Raw genomic sequence first — 20,357 nt, 5'->3', positions numbered from 1 at the left:
CCGATGAGGCAGCTCCAGGGCCTCCCGGAACTCATCGTCACCCTCGGGCGGCGCCGCCTCTCCGCGGCCGAAACCGCGGCTATCATCTCCGTGCAAGTCCTCAGCTCGCTCGCCAGGCCAGCCCAGTGCCTCATTAGCTGGCGCCCCGGCCCGGGACGCTCGGCGACGGCACGCGGCGGAGTGGACCCCGCCCCCGGGGATGCGCTGCGCGTGGAATTGGGGGGCCAACGCACTCCTCTTTTCGTGGGCGAAGTGACTGTGGTGGAGCACAGCTACGGGGCAGATCTTTCGCAGGAAGTCAGAGTCCGCGCCTACGATGCCCTGCACCGGCTGAGGAAACGCCAGTTCACCCGGCTGCACAGCGACGTCGATCTCGCCGGGCTGGCCCGCACACTCACGGAGGGCACGGGGCTGCAAGTGGTGGGCGGCGCAACCCGGCTCGGTGATGTGTACCAATGTGCCCGCTCGGACTTGAGTCTCTTGGTGGAGCAGAGCACCCGGGTGGGTGCGTATCCCGTGGTGGATGGCGATGCGCTGAGGCTCACGGACTTGTCCGGCGAAGGCGAACCGATTGAGCTGGAACTGGGCAGCAGCCTGCATTCGGCCGAGGTGGAGTTGAGCCAGGAGCCGGCGTACCTCGGTGCCAAGACCACGGGCTGGCGGTCCGAGGACGCCTCGGTGCAGCAGGCCTCCGCAGGGAACAGCGACGCGAAGGCCAACGTCTCCGCAGACCCTGCGCTCACCAGTGTTGGCGCTGGCGGCGAGCTCCTGCGCGACAACGAGTCCTTCGCCGACGAATCCCTGGCCCATGGCCTGGCCCAGGCGGAACTGGACGTCCGGATGGCGGGGCAAGTCACCGCCGTCTTCGTGGCCGACGGCGATCCCCGCCTCCGCGCCGGGCGCCGGGTTCGCGTGCGCGGACTCGCGACGTCGCTCGAAGGCACCTACGCAATTGCCACCGCCACTCACAAGCTGGACGGCACAGGTTACGAAACCACCATCACCACACGTCCCCCGGAACCCCCGACCGCCCGGCGTCCCGACGTCTTCACCCTGGGCACGGTCCTAGACGTGGAAGATCCGGAAGGACGCGGCCGGGCACGGGTCCGGCTCCCCGCATATCCGCCGCTGGAATCAGCCTGGGCACCCGTCCTGACAATGGGAGCCGGAGCGGGGAAAGGTTTCGTGGTGCCGCCCGCCCCGGAGGACACCGTGCTGGTCCTGCTGCCCGCCACGGATCCGGCGCAGGCGATCATTCTGGGCGGGCTCTACGGCAGGGAGCAGACGCCGGACAACACAGTGAACACACCGCGGGACAGCCGCTTCACCTTCCGGAGCGCTGACGGCCAGCAGATAGTGCTCGACGGCGGCAGCCGCACCATCAGTTTCACGGACGGGCACGGCTCCACGGTGGAACTCGGGCCGGAGAAGCTGCGGATCACCTCGGCAACGGACCTGCTCCTGGAGGCACCGGGCAAGGCCATGAAGATCCGTGCCAAGACCGTCGATTTCGAGGAGGCCTGATGCTGAAGTTCCTGGTCAAGGAGGCCATCCTGCGCTGCGGGCACGACGGCAAGGTGGAAAACGTGCCTTCCCAGCAGTGGGTCCGCGTTGCCGATTCGCCGGTTTTGGTCGACAACGATCCCCAAGGACGCGACATCAGCATGTGCCCCAACGTCGGCCTCAACATCAAGCCCTGCAACAAGACCCTGCCGGTGATCAAGGGCTATTCGGGTTTTGTCCGGATCGGGGGCAAGAAGGTCTGCCTGGACACTGTGGAGGGCTACACGGACGGCACTCCGCCCGGTGCCGTGAAGTACACGGTCCGGAGGCCGGGCCAGGAATTCGTGGCGGCGGGGTCATGAGAGGCGGCCAGCCGTGAGCATCCCAAGATACAAGTCGGTGGCCTTCGTCCACCCGGACTTCGATGCCGCCACCGGCCTTCCCGGCTTGCGGGTGACCCCCGACGGACGGCTCGCCACCGTCACGGATGCAGCTTCCGTGCGCCAGGCGCTCCTCCTGCTGCTGAGCACCAGGCCCGGCGAGCGCGTCACCCGGCCCACCTACGGCTGCCATCTGTTCCGGCTCGCGTTCGCGCCCGCGGATGACACCACGGCAGGCTTGGCCATCCATTATGTTGCCCGGGCTGTGGAGCAATGGGAGCCCCGGATCACCGTCTTGTCCTTGGATGCATCCCGGTCCCCCGAAAGTCCTGAAGTGCTGGAGGTCCGGTTGCGATACCGGGTCCGTTCCACCCAGCTCGAGGACCAGCTCGCCATCGCCCTGCCCGTCGATTCCGGAGGTGCAGCATGAGTATCCCCGTGCCGAATCTTGACGATCGCAGCTTCGCAGACCTCGTGGCCGGTGCCCGCGAGCGCATCCAGCAGATTGCCCCGGATTGGACGGACCTCTCTGTCCATGATCCCGGCATCACCATCCTTGAGGCTTTCGCTTACCTCACGGACACCCTGATGTACCGGCTCAACCGGGTGCCGGAAAAGCTGTATGCGGTCTACTTGAACCTTCTCGGCACCAGCCTGTACCCGCCCAGCACTGCCGAAACCGTCCTCGAGTTCACTCGGTCGTCGGCGGGAAGCAGTGCCGACAGCCAGGACATCCGCATCCCCCGAGGGACCCAGGTCAGCTGCCCGCCCGGCGTGCCCGGCGCCCCTCAACCGGTGTTCACGACGACGACGGCGGCCGTACTCGTGGCGGGCCAGCCCAGTGTGCAGGTCCCGGCAGCCGATGTCACGTTGTACGACGCCGTCCCCATTGGCGTCGGAACGGGTCGCCCGGGCCAGAGCTTCGTCATTCCCAACGCGCCCATCGTCTCCGGGGCGGGCCTGTCCATCGCCATAGAAGTCCCCGCGGGCACCCAGTTGAGCAGCGGCGAAGCCGTCCTGGTAGATGGCAAGCCTTTCCGGTTTTGCCGCGAAGTTGAGGCCTTCGCAGACGCCGGCCCGGGGGAGGCGCCGGTCCGGATCGATCGGAGTGCCGGCGTCGTGATGTTCGCATGGTGGGACGAGGAGTCCGTAGCGCGGACGGCAGTTGTTCCGGGTCCGGGGGCCGAGGTGCGCGCCTGGTACCGCGGCGGCGGAGGCCTGCGGGGCAACGTCGGCGCGGGCCAGTTGACGGTCATGCGCACCCCGATCCCGGGGGTAAAGGTCAGCAACCCGGAACCTGCCACGGGAGGCCGCGACGGCGAATCGCTGGAGAATGCGCTCCGCCGGGCACCGCAGGATTTCCAGGCCCGGGACAGGGCCGTCACGGTGCGCGACTACGAGGTCCTGGCCATGCGCCATGGTGGTGTCGCCAGGGCGCGTGCGTTCACGCGACGGGACATCTGGGCTTTCGCCAGACCCGGCGAGGTGGAGGTGGTGCTGGTGCCGTTCGTGCCGGGTGCGCCGGCTTCCGGAGACGGCGGCACCGGCCTACCTGCACCCAGCGGCCCGGCAAGTCCCGGCTCCCCCGCTGCCGCACCGGTTCCTGTGCGCGCCACCGAGCTGAACGCCCAGGCACGTGAAAGCGTCCGGCTCGAGGTTGAACAGTACTTGCGCCGCCGCTCTACCGTGGGGGCAGAGCCCGTGGTCCGCTGGGGCCTCTATAAACAAGTGCTGGTAGACGCGAGGATCGTAGTCCGGCCCGATGAGGACGCCGAGGCCGTGAAATCCAGGATCGTGGGCCGGCTCGCGGAAGGAATCAGTCCCCTGAGCTCGAGCTCTTCCAACTACGGCTCAGGCTTCGGCAAGCCGCTGCGCGTCTCCAACCTCTACCGCGCCATGGAGGAAGCCGAACCCGGAGTCCAGTACGTGGACCGGGTGCGGCTCGAAATGGACAAGGTTCCGGACACCGATGCCTTGGCGCTGGTGCAGGCCGAGGGACAGGACAACACCTGGTTCGTCGCCCAGGACAGCACGCTTTTCCGCACTACCAACGCGGGCGATGGCTGGGAGGCCTGCGCCGAATTCGGCTCGGAGGCGGCCAGTGAAACGGTAAGGTCCATCGCGCCTTTCCGTTCCCCGGCTCCGGGCCGCTTCGGCGCCGGTGGATTTGGCCCTGGCGGTTTCGGTCCCGGACAGCATCCCGGCATGGTGGCAGTCAGCACCGTGACCCCCACTGGCTCCCGCATCTACGTCAGTGAGGACCTCGGCGAATCCTGGCGGCGGGCCGCGGAACTGGGCTTCGTCGTCGCGGACTTGTGCTGGGTGGACCGGCAGGGAGTCCCGGTGCTGCTGCTCGCCGGCGAGCACGGCCTCTATGAGCTGCCCATGGGCGAGGGCGCCATCCCGGTCCAGAACGTGGTGGACGCGAGCCAGCCGGACCGCGGCTTCTACGCGGTGGACGCACTCGTGGACGTGCGCGGACGCACTGGCGTGGTGGTGGCTGCCGAAGCCTCCGCGGGCATTTGGCTCTCCCCCGACGCCGGAGCGGCCGGCAGCTTCCATCAGATCAAATCTGCGGGCGAGGATATCCGCTGCATGGCGATCCAATATGACGGCGGCGCAAGCTATGTCTGGCTCGGCCGTTCCGTGCCGGAGGGTACAGGGACCGGCTGCCTCCGCCTGAAGATCGACGAACTCGCCCGCACCCAGTTCGACGCCTCCCTCATGGCTTCCTGGGAACAGTTCAACACGGGCTGGACCGGTGGCAGTTGTTGGGGTGTCCATGTGATGGGCAATGCCGCCTATGCTGCCACCCAGAGCGGAGGCGTGCTGCGCCTGCAGCTCGGCCAGGCTTCCGCGCAGTGGAGCGTGCCCGATGTGAACTGCAATCTGCCCTTGCGGGACAGGACGCGTTTCGAGCCCGTCCGCGCGGTGTCCGGAGTAATGCGCGACGACGGTACGCAGCTTGTGCTCGCAGCCGGCCCAAAGGGGATCTACCGGAGCACGGACAACGCCGCTTCTTGGGCGAGCTGCACGCGGCGGATGGTTGACGACGTAGTGACCCTCCCGAACACGTGGCTGTTCTGCTCGGGCGACCACCGGATCGAAGTGGTGCATGGCAATGGTTGAACCCGTGCTGCGTAACTCTCCGATGCTGAAGGTCCTGCCCGAGATCTACCAAGTGGCGGCTGAAACCAGCACGCCGCTGCAGGCCCTCATCGCCGTGGCGGAGGATATGCAACAGCCCGTCCGGGACGTCTTGGACCGCATCCACACCGTTCCCGATCCCGGCCGCTCGCCGTCGTCGTTCATTCCGTTTTTGTCGCGCTGGGTGGACCTGGACTGGCTGACCCTACCAGGCCCGGAATCCGTGGACTCCGCGGCGGCAGGAGTCCCGGTGGCCCGGCAACGGGACCTGATTGCGTGTGCAGCCTCGTTGTCCGCGCGCCGGGGCACCGTGGACGGTCTCACCCGCTTCCTGCAGCTGGCCACCGGGATCGCGGGGTTCGGCGTCGAATCCGTCCCGGGCGAGTTCCACATCAAGGTTCTGGTCCCCGCGGCTGCCGCTGGGCAAGTGGAGCTGATTCGCAGAATCGTCAAGGGCATCAAGCCTGCCCACGTCACGGACGAGATCGCGGTGATGGACTCGTGAACGATGAGAATCGGAAGCCCATCATCGCGGTGGTCGTATGCGGTGTCATCGCCGTGCTCGTGCTGGTTTTCAGCGTCAGTTGCGGCGGCGGGAACAACAACGCGGCGGCCAGCTGGCAAGCGGGGTTCTCGCAAGCTGCCAGAGGAGGCACCCTCGCAGCCTCGGATCTCGTGAGCCAAGGCGGCCAATGCTCCGCGCAGGCAACACAGCTGCTGGTGGCGGGAAGCTGCGTCTTCGAGGTCAGAAAATTCGGGGGCCTGTTCGATCTGGGCAGCCCCACCAAGCGTGCCCGGCTGGTTCCCCAGCAGGCAGTCACTGTGACCCTCGTCGTGGAAGGCACGCGAACAGAACAGGACGTCTCCGCAGGCGACACCGCCAGCCTGACCTTCGGCACCTCCGGGGGTCAGCTGGGCATCACGTGCCGCGTTGTTGGCACGTGTGCGCTGAAGCTCCTGGAAGCAGGCGGATGAAGTGGCTGTCACCTTTTCCATTGCCCTTGCCCGAAAGGCGGTTGTCGCATGAGCACCATCACCACGACGCTGAGTTCTCCCACGGTGGAGCTCAAGGATGGCAAAGGCTCCCTCACGGCGTCTGTGACCAACGGAGCTCCCGGACCTGAACGCGTGGTGTTAGGCGCCTTCCCCGGCACCGAGAGCACGCCGCCGTCGCCGACGTACACCACCATCCCCACTCCATTGCGGACCATCGCCGCCGGCGCCACAGAGCAATACCTGGTCAATTTCGACACCACCGGTGCCGCACCGGGCTCATATCCCGTGAAACTGATCGCGTACTCCGCCGACGACGCCCCCGAGGACTATGCCGACCAGGCCCACGTGGTCACGCTGACCGTCACCAGGCCCGCCGAACCGACCAAGCCGAGGCCCGGATTCCCGTGGCTGTGGGTGATCATCGGCGGCGTCGTGCTGTTGGCGGCTATTGGTGGAGTGATTTGGTTCCTTCTGAAGGACGCAACGGTTCCCTCGGTCGAAAGCAGGCCGCAGGCGGAAGCGGTAAAAATGCTTGAGGACGCCGGGTTCAAGGTGAGCACCACGGAAACAGAGAGCGCGCAGACGGCAGGCACCGTGGTGAAGCAAACCCCCGACGGCGGCACGTCCGCCGGGCGCGGTTCCACGGTCAATCTGGAGATCGCGACGCCGGTGAAATCGGTGGTGCCTGCGGTCCTGGGCTCGCGGATCGAAAGTGCGCGGACCGCGTTCCAGACCGCGAAAATCCAGCTCGATTTCACCCAGGGCTCCACGTGCCAAGCCTCGCCCGGAGGATTCCTGCAAAGCTGCGTTGTGGTGGGCGTCAACCCCGATGTCGGAAGCAAAGTGAACCAAAACGCCCTGGTATTGGTCCGCACAGAAATCCGGGGGATCATCATCGAGCCGAACCCGATCAACATTTGCATGGTCCAGCCGCAGATCTGCGCGATCAAGCAGTAGGGCGTGCTTGATGCTGCGTGTAATCCGGTGCCGAAAACAGTGCCGCCCATGAAAAGATCAACCATGCGTCCGATGCAGCACTCCAGCAAACTACAGAACGTCCGCTATGAACTCCGCGGTCCCATCCTCCAAGCGGCCAAGACCATGGAGGCCGAAGGGCACCGCATCCTCAAGATGAACCTTGGGGACACCGCGCCGTTCGGACTGGAAGCGCCGGAGTCCGTTGTGGTGGACATGATCCACCACCTTCGAGGCGCCCAGGGGTACAGCGATTCCAAGGGGATTTTCACGGCGCGGACCGCGATTTCGCAGTACTACCAGACCAAGAACCTGATGAATATCGGCGTCGAGGACATCTTCATCGGCAACGGTGTGAGCGAACTGATCTCCATGACCCTGCAGGCCTTCTTGGAGAACGGCGACGAGGTCCTCATCCCCGCGCCGGACTATCCCTTGTGGACGGCCACTGTGACCCTCACTGGCGGTAATCCGGTGCACTATCTCTGCGATGAGGGCCAAAACTGGTGGCCGGACATGGCCGATGTCGAAGCCAAGATCACTAAGCGCACCAAGGCCATCGTCATCATCAACCCGAACAACCCCACGGGCGCGGTATACCCTCACCACATCCTGGAGCAGTTCGCGGCGCTGGCACGCAAGCACGATCTGGTCCTGTTCTCCGACGAGATCTACGAGAAAATCCGCTACGAGGACGCCCAGCACATCCACACCGCTTCCGTGGCCGACGATATCTGCGTCCTGACGTTCAGCGGCCTCTCCAAGGCCTATCGGATGCCCGGGTACCGTGCGGGATGGGTCGCAGTGACCGGTCCGCACGCAGCCACCGCTGAATACCGTGAGGCGTTGGAGCTCCTGGCTTCGCTCCGGTTGTGCTCCAACGTTCCAGCGCAACACGCCATCCAAACCTGCTTGGGCGGCTACCAGAGCATCGAGGAACTCATCAAGCCAGGCGGGCGGCTCCGGGAACAACGGGATCTGGCCTTGAAACTCCTGACGGCCATCCCGGGAGTGAGTTGCGTTCCGGCGGCCGGGGCCATGTATTTGTTCCCGCGGTTGGATCCTGAGATCTACCCGATCGGAAGCGACGAGAAATTCGTCCTGGACCTGCTGCAGGACCAGAAGATCCTGGTCTCCCACGGCTCGGCTTTCAACTGGCCAAACCCGGACCACTTCCGCTTTGTCATCCTGCCCTCCGTCCGGGAGATCGAGGAGGCCGTGCGCAGGATCGCCACGTTCCTGGCCGCCTATCGGAACCGGCCGCCGGAGTAGGGCCCCTTACAACCCTCACTCACCTATAGCGGGGTTTCCCCAAACCCTCACTCACCTATAGCCGCGTTTCCCCCAACCCTCACTCACCTGACGTGAGCGACGGTCTGCGAAAAGATCACCAAAAGTGAGCGGGCGTCCGGGATGTCAGTCGCCTGCCGAGCCGCTGACCCGCAGCGCGTTGACGATGGCCGGGATGGATCCGATGAGCATGATGAGCGCCCACACCAAGGCCACCACCACCGTGATGAGCGCCCAGAACTGATCCCCGATAGACACGAGCGGGCCGGGGAGGAATCCGTGAATCAGGCCAAGAATAAGCTGCAGGAGCACCGATACCAGAAGCAGCACAACAAGCCCGGTGACCTTCAGGAATTTCGGCTGGCTCAGGACCAGCAGCACCGCGAAGACGATCTTCAGCAACAGGAGGAGGGCAAGGATGGCTGCCGCCTGGCTCGTGGGAAAACTCCCCCATAACGCCAGGTAGGCAATAGTCCCGAACGGTGCAGCCACGAACAGGCCGAACATCAGGAACAGCTTTGCCAACGCCAAAAGGGCTGTGAAGAACGCACCCACCACCCAGAGAAACGTGACAATCAAGGTGGCGATCCCTTGAACCCGCCCGTAAACCCGGAGGTCCATGATCAGGCTGAGCCCGAGCATCACCACGGTGAACAGCAACAGCCCGTCCAGAAACGCAAGGAAACCGATTCCCGCGCCCGGCGGTGCAGCTGACGCGCGTTGGGTTTTGAGGAAGACGTCGATAGGAACGCCGAGTTTGTCCGCTTGGTCAGGGGAAACGGGCTCGACGGCGGTCCCGCCGAGGAGGATCGAAAGGCCGATTTCGGCCAGGACGACGACGGCGAAGACGGCCACTGCCGCAACGAAGAACGGTCGACGCAAGGCGTCCGGGGATGGTCCGTCATGCAGCCCGCCGAGGCCCCATCCACGCCCCAGCTGCGACCCCCGACCCCGCCATTCTGCGGCCATGGGTCCATTGTGGTGAGGTCAGGGGTCGAAAACAAGCAGTCGGGATATCCGCGGGAAGGCTTTGCGGTTCCCTGCCGATGCCGGGGGGCCTCAATGCCCCGCGGTCGCTGCTTCTTCTTCGCGGCCGAGTTGTTGATCGCTGCTGGTCTGCGCGGCCTGTTCGGCGGCCACGTTGAGTGAGCGGCTGAGCAGGATGTAGGCGATGGAAGTGACTAACAGCCCGACGAGCCAGGCAATGTCGACGCCACCCAGCGCCTGGGCGAGGGGTCCCGTGTAGCTCCAGGAACCGATCTCGGGCAGAACCATGAAGGGAATTTCAGCCAGGAGGCCGATGGCGAAGGAGATCAAACCCCTCGACCCCCAAGCACCATAGATGCCTTTGGGAGTGAACAGGTCCGTGATGGCGTAGTGGCCCTTGCGGACAAGGAAGTAATCGACCAGGTTCGTCGCCGTCCAGGGAACCAGAAGATACAGCATCAAGGTCAGCGAGGAGAACACTGTGCTGACGGCCCCGGAGGTGATCGTGCTGGCGATGAGATACCACGCCGCCGTCAGGACAAGGATAGTGATGACCCGGGCTTTGCGGGTCGGTTTGATGGGCCGGACGGAATCAACCGTGGTCAATACGGTGAGCATCCCGCCGTAGGCGTTCATTCCCATGGTGGCGGCTAGGGCCATGGCCGAAAGCAACGCGGTAGCGTCACCAAGGTGTACGAAAACCGTGTTTCCTGCCAGCTGGAGTCCGGCGAGGCCGTCGGTGGCGCCAAGCCGGATCGCCAGCCAGGCTCCTAGGACGATCAGCCAGATCGCCGACGACGATGCGCCGAAGAACACGGCAGCGATGACGGACCGGCTCTTGGTTTTGGACGGCAGGTACCGCGAATAGTCGGAGACGTACGGGGCATACGTGATGTTGTATGCCGCTGCCGCGGCGAACTGCGCCATGAACGCGCCCCAGTTGAAGCCGTACTGCGTCGTGCTCTCGACTCCGCCGGCGTTTCCGGAGATGACTCCGATGGTCAGAATCAGCATCAGCGGCAGGGAAATGTAGAGCAGCATGCGGAAGGCCTTATGCAGCCAGTCATGGCCGAAGATCGCAAGCGCCGCCGCGCCCAAGGCAGCGACAATGGCGATGAGGGCCGGATTCCAGCCGAAAGCGCTGCCCAATCCGTCACCGAGGAGCACAGTGTCAACGACATTGAAGGCCACATAGGTGAAAAGGGTGGCGATCAAGGGAACGACCACTCCCCGGTACCCGAATTGGGCCCGCGACTGGATCATCTGTGGCAGGCCCATGGTGGGGCCCTGGGAGGCGTGGAAGGCCATGAAAATGGTTCCCACTCCAATGCCCAGGACGCTGGCCACCACCGTCCACCCGAAGGACAGGCCCATCGATGGGCCGATGAAACCGATCGGAATGGAGAAGTACTGGAAGTTGCCCAGGAACCATAGTGGCGCCTGGTGCCACAGCCGGCCGTGCCGTTCGCTATCGGGAACCCAGTCGATCGAGCGGACCTCGATCAGGGGTGCGCCGGGCCGTGCCCGGGGTCGGTCGGATGCTTCTGTCGTCATTGCTCGACTCCGTGATCAGAAAGTGTTGAGTGATAGGTGCTCGTGCACGGCCGAGATGCCGCCGGAGCCGGCCCGGGTAAACACAATGGTTTCCCGTTCCTCGGTGGTTGCACGCCGTCCGTGCTCTTCGGTGGTGGTTGCCACGCTGTGGGAAAAAACAGCGGTTGTGCCATAGATCTGAATGAATGGATCGCTGCTGTGGCAGCTGATCACTTTCCATCCTTCGGACACCCAGATGCGCCACTGTGCTTCGTAGTCCCCCCGGCTGGTGAGCCGTTCAGGGGTCGCGTGGAATAAGAAGGTGGCCTGCGGATCGAACGAGCTGAAATATGCGTTCTCGTCCATGGCCGAATAGGCCGCAACGATCCGTTCCGCTGCCGAAGTGACTTCTTCCGGTGTTAGCTGCGGGCTCATTCTTTCTCCACTTCTGATCTGGAATGCCGTGTCGTCCGGCGGATGTCGCCGCCGAACGGGCAGGCGTTCGGAGTGATCCGAATCACATTATCCAGTATGCAACTATTGATGCCCTTTAGGCAACATATTTCGCCTAAAAGTCGTTGGGGAGTTCCGCTCGCTTTCGACTCCCTCGGGGTAGCGTTTCCCTATGAACGAGCAGAAGCCTGAAGACGTCTACACACACGGCCACCACGAGTCCGTCGTACGCGCCCATGCCTCTCGAACAGCCGAGAACTCTGCCGCGTTTGTCATCCCGCATCTCACCCCCGGGACATCAGTGCTCGACGTCGGATGCGGACCTGGGAGCATTACCTGCGACTTCGCGGAGCTGGTGGCTCCCGCGAAGGTAGTCGGTCTGGACCGTTCCGCCGAGATCGTGGCCCAGGCTGCCTCGCTTGCGGCCGAACGTGGCGTGGAAAATGTGGAATTCGTGACCGGCAACATCTACGATCTGGACTTCGAGGACGAGACATTCGACCTCGTCCACGCCCACCAAGTCCTGCAGCACCTGACCGACCCCGTGGCCGCGTTGCGCGAAATGCGGCGGGTCGCCAAGCCCGGTGCCATCGTGGCCGTGCGCGACGCCGATTTCCACGGCATGAGCTGGTACCCCGAGATCCGCGAGCTCGACGATTGGATGGAGCTTTACCAGAAGATCGCCCGCCGGAACGGAGCAGAGCCCGACGCCGGGCGGCGGCTCGTGTCCTGGGCGCAGCAGGCGGGCTTCACCGACGTCGCTCCCTCCAGCAGCAACTGGCTTTACGCCACCGCGCAGCAGCGCCGCTGGCAGTCACGGGTGTGGAGCGAGCGCGTCCTGCACTCGGCATTTGCCGAGCAAGCGCTGGAATACGGGCTGGCCAACGAGGCCGATCTGGCGCGAATTGCAGCTGGTTGGCACCGTTGGGGCTCTACTGATGATGGCTTCTTCCTGATCCCGAACGGGGAAGTCATCGCACGGGCGTAGCGGCCCGCAAAAGATTCTTGCGATTTTCCACCAAGCTATGTCGAAAACCGGTCTGCAGTTCCGACCCATGGATGAAGGCGCCCAAACGGAGCGCCCCCTCATAAGGAGTTCGAGATGAAATACATGATCATGATGTTTGGTTCTGCCGAAGGCATGATGGAGACTGCCGATCCCGAATGGATCAAGGAAATGATCGGGTTCATGATCCAGATCGACAAGGATCTCACTGATTCCGGCGAGATGGTCTTCAACGCCGGATTGGCCGACCCCGGCACCGCAAAGCTGGTCAAGCGGACGGACAACGGCGTCATCACCACCGATGGACCTTTCGCCGAAGCCAAGGAATCCCTGATCGGCTACTGGGTGGTGGACGTCGCCAGCGAGGAACGGGCAGTGGAAATCTGCTCCAGCATCGTGAAGTACGCACCGGTCGTGGAGCTGCGCCGCGTCCAGGACGCACCGCCGGAGGTCTAGCGCTTGGCCGAGCCTTCCGGGGAATCCACGGTGGAGGACCTGCTGCGCACGCTTGCGCCGCAGGTCCTTGGCGTGCTCGCCCGCAGGCACGGGCAATTTGCCGAGTGCGAGGATGCCGTCCAGGAGGCTCTGCTCGAGGCCGCGTTGCAATGGCCCGCGTCCGGTGTCCCGGACAGCCCCAAGGCGTGGCTAATCACCGTCGCCACGCGTCGCCTGGTGGACCACTGGCGCAGCGAGAGTGCCCGGCACGCTCGCGAAGAACGCGCCGCAGCCTTGGAACCGCCGCCCGGCGAGGAGCCTTCTTCAATTGGCGACGCGGAAGGGTTTGCAGAAGATACCCTCACCCTCCTTTTCCTCTGCTGCCACCCCGCTCTCTCGGCACCCTCGCAGCTGGCACTGACATTACGGGCAGTCGGAGGGCTCACGACGGCGGAAATCGCCAGCGCGTTCCTCGTCCCTGAAAGCACCATGGGCCAGAGGATCAGCAGGGCGAAGCACGGCATCAAAAAGGCGGGAGCCCATTTCGAGCTCCCCGAAGCCGCGGAGCGCGAGGCGAGGCTCGGCGTCGTACTCCACGTCCTGTACTTGATCTTCAACGAAGGCTACGCGGCGAGTTCCGGCCCATCCATGCAGCGCGAAGACCTCACCGCGGAGGCCATCCGCCTTACGCGGCTCCTGCGGGGGCTGCTCCCGGGCGAGCTCGAGGTGGGCGGACTGCTTGCCCTCATGCTACTCACCGATGCGCGACGCCGGGCGAGGTCGCTGCCCGACGGCATGCTGGTGCCGCTCGCCGAGCAGGACCGCGGGCTGTGGGACACGGCGCAGATCGCCGAGGGCCTTGAACTCTTGTCAACGGTGCTGGGCGTTGGCCGTCCGGGGCCCTACCAGCTGCAGGCCGCAATCGCCGCGGTCCATGCCGAGGCGGCCTCCGCGGACCAGACCGATTGGCCGCAGATCCTGGCTTTGTATACGGTTCTCGAAGCCATGGCCCCAAGCCCGGTTGTGACGCTCAACCGGGCCGTTGCGGTGGCAATGGTGGAAGGGCCGCGTGCGGCCCTTGAGCTACTGGACGGGCTTGATTTGGAGCTGAAAGGCTGGCACAGGCTCGACGCCGTTCGCGGGCACCTGCTCGAAATGGCCGGGGAGCTTGTGGGGGCCAGGGAGTGCTTTCTTACCGCCGCGAAGAAGACCGGAAGCCTTCAGGAGCGGCAGTACCTTCTGGTGCAGGCGGCCAAACTCGGGCAGTTGTCCACATAGGCAAAATAGCCCCTGTCTGTGGCTTGGGGCCGCGAATAGCCTCGAATCATGATCATTCAAGCAGGCTTTGACCTCGAGCGCGGGTTTCACATGATCGGCCATTTTGGGTTCGACGACACGGGGTACATGTCCAACGGCCCGCACTCCTACTTCGACCAATATTCATTAGGAGACGATCTCCCTAGCACCATGACTCACTGGGTGCATTCGAGGTTTGGCCGTTGTGAGTGAACGTCGCCGTCCGGGGGTCGCGGACACCCATTGCACCGCTGAGCCTTACGCCGCAGAGGTTGACCAACTAGACTTGGTCAACATGGCACAGTACAACGTCCAGGAAGCAAAAACGCGCCTTTCTGAACTTCTCCATATGGTTGAACGGGGCGAAGAAGTGGTTATCGCCAAGGCCGGCAAGCCCGTCGCCCGGCTGGTAATGATCGAGCCTCCCACGAAGCGCCGCCTTGGATTCGTCAAAGGACAGCTCCCGGACAACTTTCTTGAGCCCATGGATGAGGAGGAACTTGCACTGTGGGAAGCACCCCTTACCTCCTCGACACCCACGCCCTGATCTGGGCTCTCACCGATCCCCGAAAGCTCTCCCCCAAGGCGAGACGTGTCATTCAATCTTTCGACAACCCCCTCGTTGCGTCATCGGCCAGCGCCTACGAGCTCGGCTACAAGCACAAACTGGGAAAGCTCCCGGGCTTGGATGGTCTCCTTCTAGGCTATGGGCGTCACGTCGCCGAGCTGTGCAACCAGGAACTGTCCATCAAGAGCGTGCATGCACTCGCAGCCGGACACCTCGACTGGGAGCATCGGGACCCCTTCGACAGGCTGATCGCGGCGCAAGCCATCGTGGAATCCATGGTAGTGATCACGGCCGATCAGGAATTCCATAAGTTCCCGTTGGTCGAGGCACTCTGGTAGCGGCGCGTCCCGGCTCCGCATCCGAGTAGCCGCGCCATCCGGATAGCCGCGCGTCCGGGCGCCGCGTCCCGCAGGCATAAGCTGGATCGGTGCAAATTTCGCTTTGGCTGGCCCTGGTGGGCGCCGGTACCCTGATCAGTTTCACTCCCGGCGCGGGCGCCATCTCCACCATGAGCAATTCGCTCAACTCCGGATTCCGCCGCTCCATCTGGGGAGTGTTGGGCCAGCAGGCTGCACTGATCATTCACATCCTGATCGTGGCTCTCGGGGTGGGGGTTTTGGTCTCGAGCTCACCCGTGGTCTTCAACGTGATCCGCTACACCGGGGCGGCCTATCTGGTGTACATGGGCATCCGGCAGTTCCTGCACCGGCCGGACCTGGACAAGGAGAAGGTGGAAGCCCGAAGGAACGAGCCGGCGTGGTCCATGTTCCAGCGGGGCGTGTGGGTCAACCTGCTCAATCCCAAGGCAATCGTTTTCTTCCTGGCCTTCATGCCGCAGTTCATCCGCCCCGAACAGCCACTGATTCCGCAGTATCTGATCCTCAGCACCACGATCGTTTTCATTGACATCTGCGTCATGTGGTTCTTCTTCGCCTTGGCGGCCCGTTCGTTCCAACGGTTCATACACAATGAACATGGGCAGAAGGTCCTCAACCGCACCTTCGGCGTGTTGTTCATGTCGGTGGGCGTGCTGCTCGCCGTCATCCACTAGGCCGCCGCTACCAAATACTTGCCGGCCTTCGCCCCCGGCGGCCCGCAGCCCCCTAGCCCGTGGAGCCTCGCACCACCAGCGAGCTCTCCAGCGTCAGCTGCGGCGACTCCAGCACACGGCCTTCCATGAGACCGCGGAGTTGTTCGCCCGCCTTGAGCCCAAGTGCCGTCGCCGGCAAATGCACGCTGGTCAAGCTCGGGTTGCTCGTGGCGGAATAGGGCAGATCGTCGAAGCCGGCTACGGCCAGGTCCTCCGGGATCCGGACACCAGCCACACGGGCCTCTTGCAACACACCGTAGGCGTGCGTGTCCGTTCCGCAGACGACGGCGGTGACCCCGGCACGCTGCCAGTCCGGCCAGGCGGCGGCGAAGGCAGCCGCAGCAGCGCCGACGTCGATGGTTGTACTGGTGATGTGCGCGTCCGCCACGGAAATACCGCGAGCGCTTGCCTCAGCCAAGAATGCCGCCCGGCGCACCTCGAACGTTTCCGTTCCCGTCACGCTGTCCACGTAGGCCGCGCGCTTGTGCCCCGAAGCAGCAAGATGTGCGGCCAACTCACGGGCGCCATGGGCAACATCGAGGTTCACCGACGGGGCGTAGGTTTCAAGGCCCGGGGCATCGAGAAGGACAAGCGGCCCGGCAACGGACAGCTCCTCCAGGAATGCCGCGTTGGGTGCATCTACCAGCAGGCCCGCAGGGCGAAGGGCAAGGAGCTTCCGGACGTCGTCAGCGCGCGGGAATTCACCGGCGTCGGTTACTGAGAGCAGCAGTTGGTAATCGGTGCCAAGCGATTCCCGGACTCCGGCGATGACCTTCGCGAAAAAGGGGTTGGAAATATCCGGCGCCACAAGGATCACAATCGAGCTCACGCCCTTGGCCAAGGAACTGCCGATGCCGTCCACCACGTAGCCAAGCTCGGCGATGGCCTGGCGGACGCGCGAAATGTTCTCTTCGGACACCCTGCCCTGGGTTTTCCCGTTGGCAACCAAGGACACAGTGGCCGTGGAAACCCCTGCCCGCGAGGCCACCATCGCCGCAGTCACGCGCTGCGTACGGACTAGGCCCTGTTGCACTCGTTCCGCCGATTCCATACATCGATCGTAGCCGGGAACCAGCCGTTCCCACCCCGCAAGACATCAAGCGCTTGACGCGATTTGCGTTAAGCGCTTGACGTGACTTACGGGCCAGTGCCAGAATTCCCCTGAATGCTTTAGCGCCCTGCCTACGCAGGCCCCAATGACGTGGAGATGAACATGGACCCCAACACCATGACCCGTGAACGCAAGAAAATCATCCTGGACTGCGACCCCGGGCATGACGACGCCGTGGCCCTGCTCCTGGCCCACGGCAACCCGGACGTCGAACTCCTCGCCGTCACCACGGTGGTTGGCAACCAGACCCTCGAAAAGGTCACCCGCAACGCCCTTTCCGTAGGAACCATCGCTGGCATCACGGGTGTTCCCTTTGCCGCCGGCTGTGACCGCCCGCTGGTTCGCTCCATCGAAACCGCGCCGGACATCCACGGTGAAACCGGCATGGACGGCCCCGAGCAGCCCCAGTCCACCATCGAGCTGGACTCCCGCCACGCCGTCGACCTCATCATTGAAACGATCATGGCGCACGAGCCGGGCACCGTAACCCTGGTTCCCACCGCGGGACTCACCAACATCGCAATGGCCGCCCGCAAGGAGCCGCGCATCGTAGAACGCGTCAAGGAAGTTGTCCTCATGGGCGGCGGCTACCACGTGGGCAACTGGAGTGCGGTGGCAGAATTCAACATCATCATCGACCCCGAGGCCGCACATATCGTGTTCAACGAAAAATGGCCCGTGGTCATGGTCGGCCTGGACCTCACGCACCAGGCCCTGGCCACCCCGGAGGTTGTCGAGAAGATCGCCGCAGTGGGTACCAAGCCGGCCAAGTTCGTCATGGAACTGATGGAGTTCTTCACCAAGACCTACAAAGACGCCCAAGGTTTCGACTATCCACCGGTCCACGATCCCTGCGCCGTGGCCTACGTCATAGATCCCACCGTGATGACCACCCGCAAGGTCCCCGTGGACATCGAACTGCAGGGCAAGCTCACCCTTGGCATGACCGTGGCCGATTTCCGTGCCCCCGCACCCGCTGATTGCAATACCTCCGTTGCCGTCGACCTCGATCACGAGAAGTTCTGGAACCTCGTCACCGATGCGATCATCCGGATCGGAGAGCCGAGCATCGGAGGGCCCGACGCCGGTGCTTCCGCCACCATCGGCGGCGCCACCACCGCCGTCGAACCCGCCGTCGCCGCCGCTGCGGTCGCCGTCGCAGGAGAGGCCAATTAAATGACCACCCTGATCACCGAAACCAAGACCACCCGCGGTAACGTCACCGCCCTCATGGTCGCCCTGCTGGCCGCCTGCGTGGCCTTCCAGCTCAACGCTTCCATGCTCAGCCCGGCTCTGGTCACCATGGGCAACGAACTGCACACGGACCAGGCAGTCATCGGCCTCTCCCAGACCTGGTTCTTCACCGCCGCAGCCCTGTTCTCGCTCTTCCTGCCGCGTCTGAGCGACATTGTGGGACGCAAGAAGATCCTCCTCGGCATGATGCTGCTGATGGCCGTTGGCTCGGTCATCGCGGCCATGGCCCCAGACGTCACGTGGCTATTCGTGGGCCGCATCATCCAGGGAGTCAGTGGCCCTACCGTGCCGCTGTGCCTCATCATGCTGCGCTCCGCGGTCAACAACCCGCGCAAGTACGGAGCCCTGATGGGCCTCATCACCGCAGTCAACGGCGGCGTGGCCGGCGTCGACTCCTTCGTGGGCGGTTACTTCGCTGAGCACTTCGGTTTCCGCAGCATCTTCTGGCTCATGGTCGGCCTCGCAGTCGTGGCCACGGCCCTGATCGCTTTCCTTGCTGGTGAGAGCAAGCCCGCCGCGGGCACAACCATGGACTGGCTGGGAGTGTTCTTCATCGTGATCGCCGTGGGCGCGCTCCTGACGGCACTCAACGAGGGCTCCAAGCTGGTGGGTGCCTTCTCCTCCGGCACGCTGATGCTGGCCATCGGGCTGATCGTCGTTGCTGTTGCCGCGTTCGCCGCCTTCTGGACGGTTGAAAAGTGGACAGTGGAGAAGCGCTCCAAGGAGCCGATGGTGGAAACCATCCACCTTCGCCAGCGTTCCACGTGGGCACCACTGCTGACCACCACCCTCGCCATGACCGGCATCTTCGCGGTCATCAACGGGATCGTCCCCGCTTACGTCCAGGCAGCTGCGCCCGGCTTCGGCGTTGGCCCCACCGAGATGTCGCTCATGATCCTCACTCCGTATGCCCTCCTCGGCTGGGTATTCGGACCCATCAGTGGCCGGCTCGCCCCGGTGCTCGGCTACACCAAAGTCCTGCGCATCGGCATGCTTGGCAGTATCGCGGCCTTGGCCATCATCGCGTTCTTTGGCCTCGGCAGCCTGCCTCTCATGATCGTGGGTACGGCCTTGCTCGGCATCATGTACGCCGGTACGGTCAACATCATGCTCAACGGACTCGGAGTTGTCCTCTCCCCTGCCGGCAACCCCGGCTTCCTGCCCGGAATGAACGCCGGCGCGTTCAACCTCGGCGCGGGCCTGAGCTTCCTGGTGTTGCCAGCGGTCCTTGTGGCGACCTCGGCGCTCGGTGATGCCAAGGCCCCTTACTTGACGGTGGTCGTCGTCGGCCTGGCCATCACGGTTGCCGCCTTCGCGGCGTCGCTGCTCATTCCCAAGCCGCTCGAAGCCGAGGTGGAAAAGTGACCGGAAGGATCGTCGTCGTCGGGTCCTTGAACGCGGACCTGACTATCTACTGCGAGCGGCTCCCGCTCCCGGGCGAAACCGTCCACGGCAACGGTTTCGCGGTCAATCCCGGCGGCAAGAGCGCAAACCAGGCGGTTGCGGCGAGCAAGCTGGGCGGCTCGGTAAGCCTGATCGGCGCCGTCGGCAATGACTCCAACGGCGCCATGCTCCTCGCCTCCACGGAAGGCGCAGGCGTGGACGTGTCGCGCGTCCGCCGTTCCGCGGATGTGGCCACAGGCGTCGCGGTGATCGCGGTGGACGCGAGCGGCGAGAACAACATCATCATTTCGGCCGGCGCCAACGGAACGCTCGCCCCGGCAGACGTGTCGGCCGACGCCTTCGACGACGCCGCGGTGCTCTGCCTCTGCCTGGAGGTCGGACTTGAGACTGTTGAGGCCGCCGCCAAAACAGCGCACGACGCCGGAGCAACAGTTCTGCTGAACCTCTCGCCATACGCCGAGATCCCCCAGAGCCTGGCCGACTTGAGCGATGTCCTGCTGGTCAACGCCCATGAAGCCTCCATGTTCCTAGGCGATGCCGAGATGCCCCACCCTGGGGCGCATGCGAGCGCCTGGGAGCCGGTCCGAAGCCAGTTCGCCGCGCGGGGATTGGAGCGGGTCCTGGTTACCCTCGGTTCCCACGGCTCGGTGGTGTTGGATTCACACGCCGTGTCTGGAGAACAGATCTCCCGAATTGCACCCACCAAGGTCAATGCAGTAGATACGACCGGCGCGGGAGACGCCTTCACTGGTGCAGTGGCTGCCCGCCTCGCCGCAGGTGAGACCCTAGCGGAGGCCGCGGCGTTCGCATCGGTTGCCGCGGCGCTCGCCACCACCAAGAAGGGCACCCAAGCCGCCTACCCCGGGGCCGAGGAAGTCCTGGGGCACTTGCGGATTTCCTAACTTAGCCCGCCTCAACTTCCTACCAGT

The 20,357-nt window shown here is 64.4% G+C and carries 21 protein-coding genes; 17 read left to right on the top strand and 4 right to left on the bottom strand.

Going from position 1 to position 20,357, the window contains the following annotated elements:
* The first annotated feature begins 3 nt into the window (after nucleotides 1–3).
* The 8 genes from AC3ANQ_RS02100 to AC3ANQ_RS02065 all read left to right on the top strand — a co-directional run bounded on the left by AC3ANQ_RS02100 (nucleotide 4) and on the right by AC3ANQ_RS02065 (nucleotide 8,273).
* Entirely contained in the window at nucleotides 4–1,524 is a 1,521-nt protein-coding gene (locus AC3ANQ_RS02100) for a phage baseplate assembly protein V (RefSeq protein WP_488303582.1), read from the top strand.
* Nucleotides 1,524–1,865, top strand: a complete 342-nt coding sequence (locus tag AC3ANQ_RS02095) for a hypothetical protein (RefSeq protein WP_488303581.1) — start codon at nucleotides 1,524–1,526, stop codon at nucleotides 1,863–1,865. The genes AC3ANQ_RS02100 and AC3ANQ_RS02095 overlap by 1 nt, the downstream gene beginning before the upstream one ends.
* A 13-nt stretch (nucleotides 1,866–1,878) precedes the next feature.
* Nucleotides 1,879–2,313, top strand: coding sequence for a GPW/gp25 family protein (locus AC3ANQ_RS02090; RefSeq protein WP_488303580.1), 435 nt, complete (start codon nucleotides 1,879–1,881; stop codon nucleotides 2,311–2,313).
* Nucleotides 2,310–5,012 carry a baseplate J/gp47 family protein gene (locus tag AC3ANQ_RS02085; protein ID WP_488303579.1) on the top strand — a complete coding sequence of 901 codons (2,703 nt, stop codon included), beginning with the start codon at nucleotides 2,310–2,312 and terminating at the stop codon, nucleotides 5,010–5,012. The genes AC3ANQ_RS02090 and AC3ANQ_RS02085 overlap by 4 nt, the downstream gene beginning before the upstream one ends.
* The gene (locus AC3ANQ_RS02080; RefSeq protein WP_488303578.1) at nucleotides 4,999–5,535 is read left to right on the top strand and encodes a phage tail protein; all 537 of its coding nucleotides are present in this window, start codon (nucleotides 4,999–5,001) and stop codon (nucleotides 5,533–5,535) included. Before AC3ANQ_RS02085 ends, AC3ANQ_RS02080 begins: the two co-directional genes overlap by 14 nt.
* Nucleotides 5,532–6,005 (top strand): hypothetical protein, encoded by a 474-nt coding sequence (locus tag AC3ANQ_RS02075; protein WP_488303577.1) that lies wholly within the window; start codon nucleotides 5,532–5,534, stop codon nucleotides 6,003–6,005. Before AC3ANQ_RS02080 ends, AC3ANQ_RS02075 begins: the two co-directional genes overlap by 4 nt.
* 48 nt (nucleotides 6,006–6,053) lie before the next feature.
* Nucleotides 6,054–6,983: a PASTA domain-containing protein gene (locus tag AC3ANQ_RS02070; protein WP_488303576.1), complete on the top strand. Its 930-nt coding sequence runs from the start codon at nucleotides 6,054–6,056 to the stop codon at nucleotides 6,981–6,983.
* Nucleotides 6,984–7,046: 63 nt separating this feature from the next.
* Entirely contained in the window at nucleotides 7,047–8,273 is a 1,227-nt protein-coding gene (locus tag AC3ANQ_RS02065; RefSeq protein ID WP_488305240.1) for a pyridoxal phosphate-dependent aminotransferase, read from the top strand.
* Between the two features lie 144 nt (nucleotides 8,274–8,417).
* On the opposite strand, the gene AC3ANQ_RS02060 is transcribed toward AC3ANQ_RS02065, so the two are convergent.
* The 3 genes from AC3ANQ_RS02060 to AC3ANQ_RS02050 all read right to left on the bottom strand — a co-directional run bounded on the left by AC3ANQ_RS02060 (nucleotide 8,418) and on the right by AC3ANQ_RS02050 (nucleotide 11,246).
* Complete coding sequence (locus AC3ANQ_RS02060; protein WP_488303575.1) at nucleotides 8,418–9,260, bottom strand: hypothetical protein; 843 nt, start codon at nucleotides 9,258–9,260, stop codon at nucleotides 8,418–8,420.
* Between the two features lie 90 nt (nucleotides 9,261–9,350).
* Nucleotides 9,351–10,832, bottom strand: coding sequence for a purine-cytosine permease family protein (locus tag AC3ANQ_RS02055; protein ID WP_488303574.1), 1,482 nt, complete (start codon nucleotides 10,830–10,832; stop codon nucleotides 9,351–9,353).
* A gap of 15 nt (nucleotides 10,833–10,847) precedes the next feature.
* Nucleotides 10,848–11,246 carry a YybH family protein gene (locus tag AC3ANQ_RS02050; protein ID WP_488303573.1) on the bottom strand — a complete coding sequence of 133 codons (399 nt, stop codon included), beginning with the start codon at nucleotides 11,244–11,246 and terminating at the stop codon, nucleotides 10,848–10,850.
* A gap of 190 nt (nucleotides 11,247–11,436) precedes the next feature.
* Between AC3ANQ_RS02050 and AC3ANQ_RS02045 the strand changes: the two genes are divergently transcribed.
* From AC3ANQ_RS02045 to AC3ANQ_RS02020, 6 genes are all read left to right on the top strand, one after another.
* Complete coding sequence (locus AC3ANQ_RS02045) at nucleotides 11,437–12,252, top strand: methyltransferase domain-containing protein (RefSeq protein ID WP_488303572.1); 816 nt, start codon at nucleotides 11,437–11,439, stop codon at nucleotides 12,250–12,252.
* A gap of 114 nt (nucleotides 12,253–12,366) precedes the next feature.
* Nucleotides 12,367–12,726, top strand: coding sequence for a YciI family protein (locus AC3ANQ_RS02040; RefSeq protein WP_488303571.1), 360 nt, complete (start codon nucleotides 12,367–12,369; stop codon nucleotides 12,724–12,726).
* A 3-nt stretch (nucleotides 12,727–12,729) separates the two neighbouring features.
* Entirely contained in the window at nucleotides 12,730–13,983 is a 1,254-nt protein-coding gene (locus AC3ANQ_RS02035; protein WP_488303570.1) for an RNA polymerase sigma factor, read from the top strand.
* Nucleotides 13,984–14,296: 313 nt separating this feature from the next.
* Nucleotides 14,297–14,548, top strand: coding sequence for a type II toxin-antitoxin system Phd/YefM family antitoxin (locus tag AC3ANQ_RS02030; protein WP_488303569.1), 252 nt, complete (start codon nucleotides 14,297–14,299; stop codon nucleotides 14,546–14,548).
* Nucleotides 14,509–14,907 carry a type II toxin-antitoxin system VapC family toxin gene (locus tag AC3ANQ_RS02025; RefSeq protein ID WP_488303568.1) on the top strand — a complete coding sequence of 133 codons (399 nt, stop codon included), beginning with the start codon at nucleotides 14,509–14,511 and terminating at the stop codon, nucleotides 14,905–14,907. The genes AC3ANQ_RS02030 and AC3ANQ_RS02025 overlap by 40 nt, the downstream gene beginning before the upstream one ends.
* Nucleotides 14,908–14,996: 89 nt before the next feature.
* Nucleotides 14,997–15,620 carry a LysE family transporter gene (locus AC3ANQ_RS02020; RefSeq protein ID WP_488303567.1) on the top strand — a complete coding sequence of 208 codons (624 nt, stop codon included), beginning with the start codon at nucleotides 14,997–14,999 and terminating at the stop codon, nucleotides 15,618–15,620.
* A gap of 52 nt (nucleotides 15,621–15,672) precedes the next feature.
* Here the strand turns inward: AC3ANQ_RS02020 and AC3ANQ_RS02015 are convergent, their stop codons facing one another.
* Nucleotides 15,673–16,710: a LacI family DNA-binding transcriptional regulator gene (locus AC3ANQ_RS02015; RefSeq protein WP_488303566.1), complete on the bottom strand. Its 1,038-nt coding sequence runs from the start codon at nucleotides 16,708–16,710 to the stop codon at nucleotides 15,673–15,675.
* Between the two features lie 162 nt (nucleotides 16,711–16,872).
* Between AC3ANQ_RS02015 and uriH the strand changes: the two genes are divergently transcribed.
* The 3 genes from uriH to AC3ANQ_RS02000 are packed head-to-tail and all read left to right on the top strand — an operon-like array spanning nucleotide 16,873 to nucleotide 20,330.
* Nucleotides 16,873–17,946 (top strand): uridine-preferring nucleoside hydrolase UriH, encoded by a 1,074-nt coding sequence (gene uriH, locus AC3ANQ_RS02010; RefSeq protein ID WP_488303565.1) that lies wholly within the window; start codon nucleotides 16,873–16,875, stop codon nucleotides 17,944–17,946.
* Nucleotides 17,947–19,389 carry a uridine transporter UriT gene (uriT, locus tag AC3ANQ_RS02005; RefSeq protein WP_488303564.1) on the top strand — a complete coding sequence of 481 codons (1,443 nt, stop codon included), beginning with the start codon at nucleotides 17,947–17,949 and terminating at the stop codon, nucleotides 19,387–19,389. It abuts the gene before it with no gap.
* Nucleotides 19,386–20,330, top strand: coding sequence for a ribokinase (locus tag AC3ANQ_RS02000; protein ID WP_488303563.1), 945 nt, complete (start codon nucleotides 19,386–19,388; stop codon nucleotides 20,328–20,330). Before uriT ends, AC3ANQ_RS02000 begins: the two co-directional genes overlap by 4 nt.
* The last annotated feature ends 27 nt before the right edge of the window (nucleotides 20,331–20,357 follow it).

Source organism: Arthrobacter sp. DMZ02-1R, from assembly GCF_057747935.1.
This window is presented reverse-complemented; position numbering and strand designations above follow the sequence as displayed.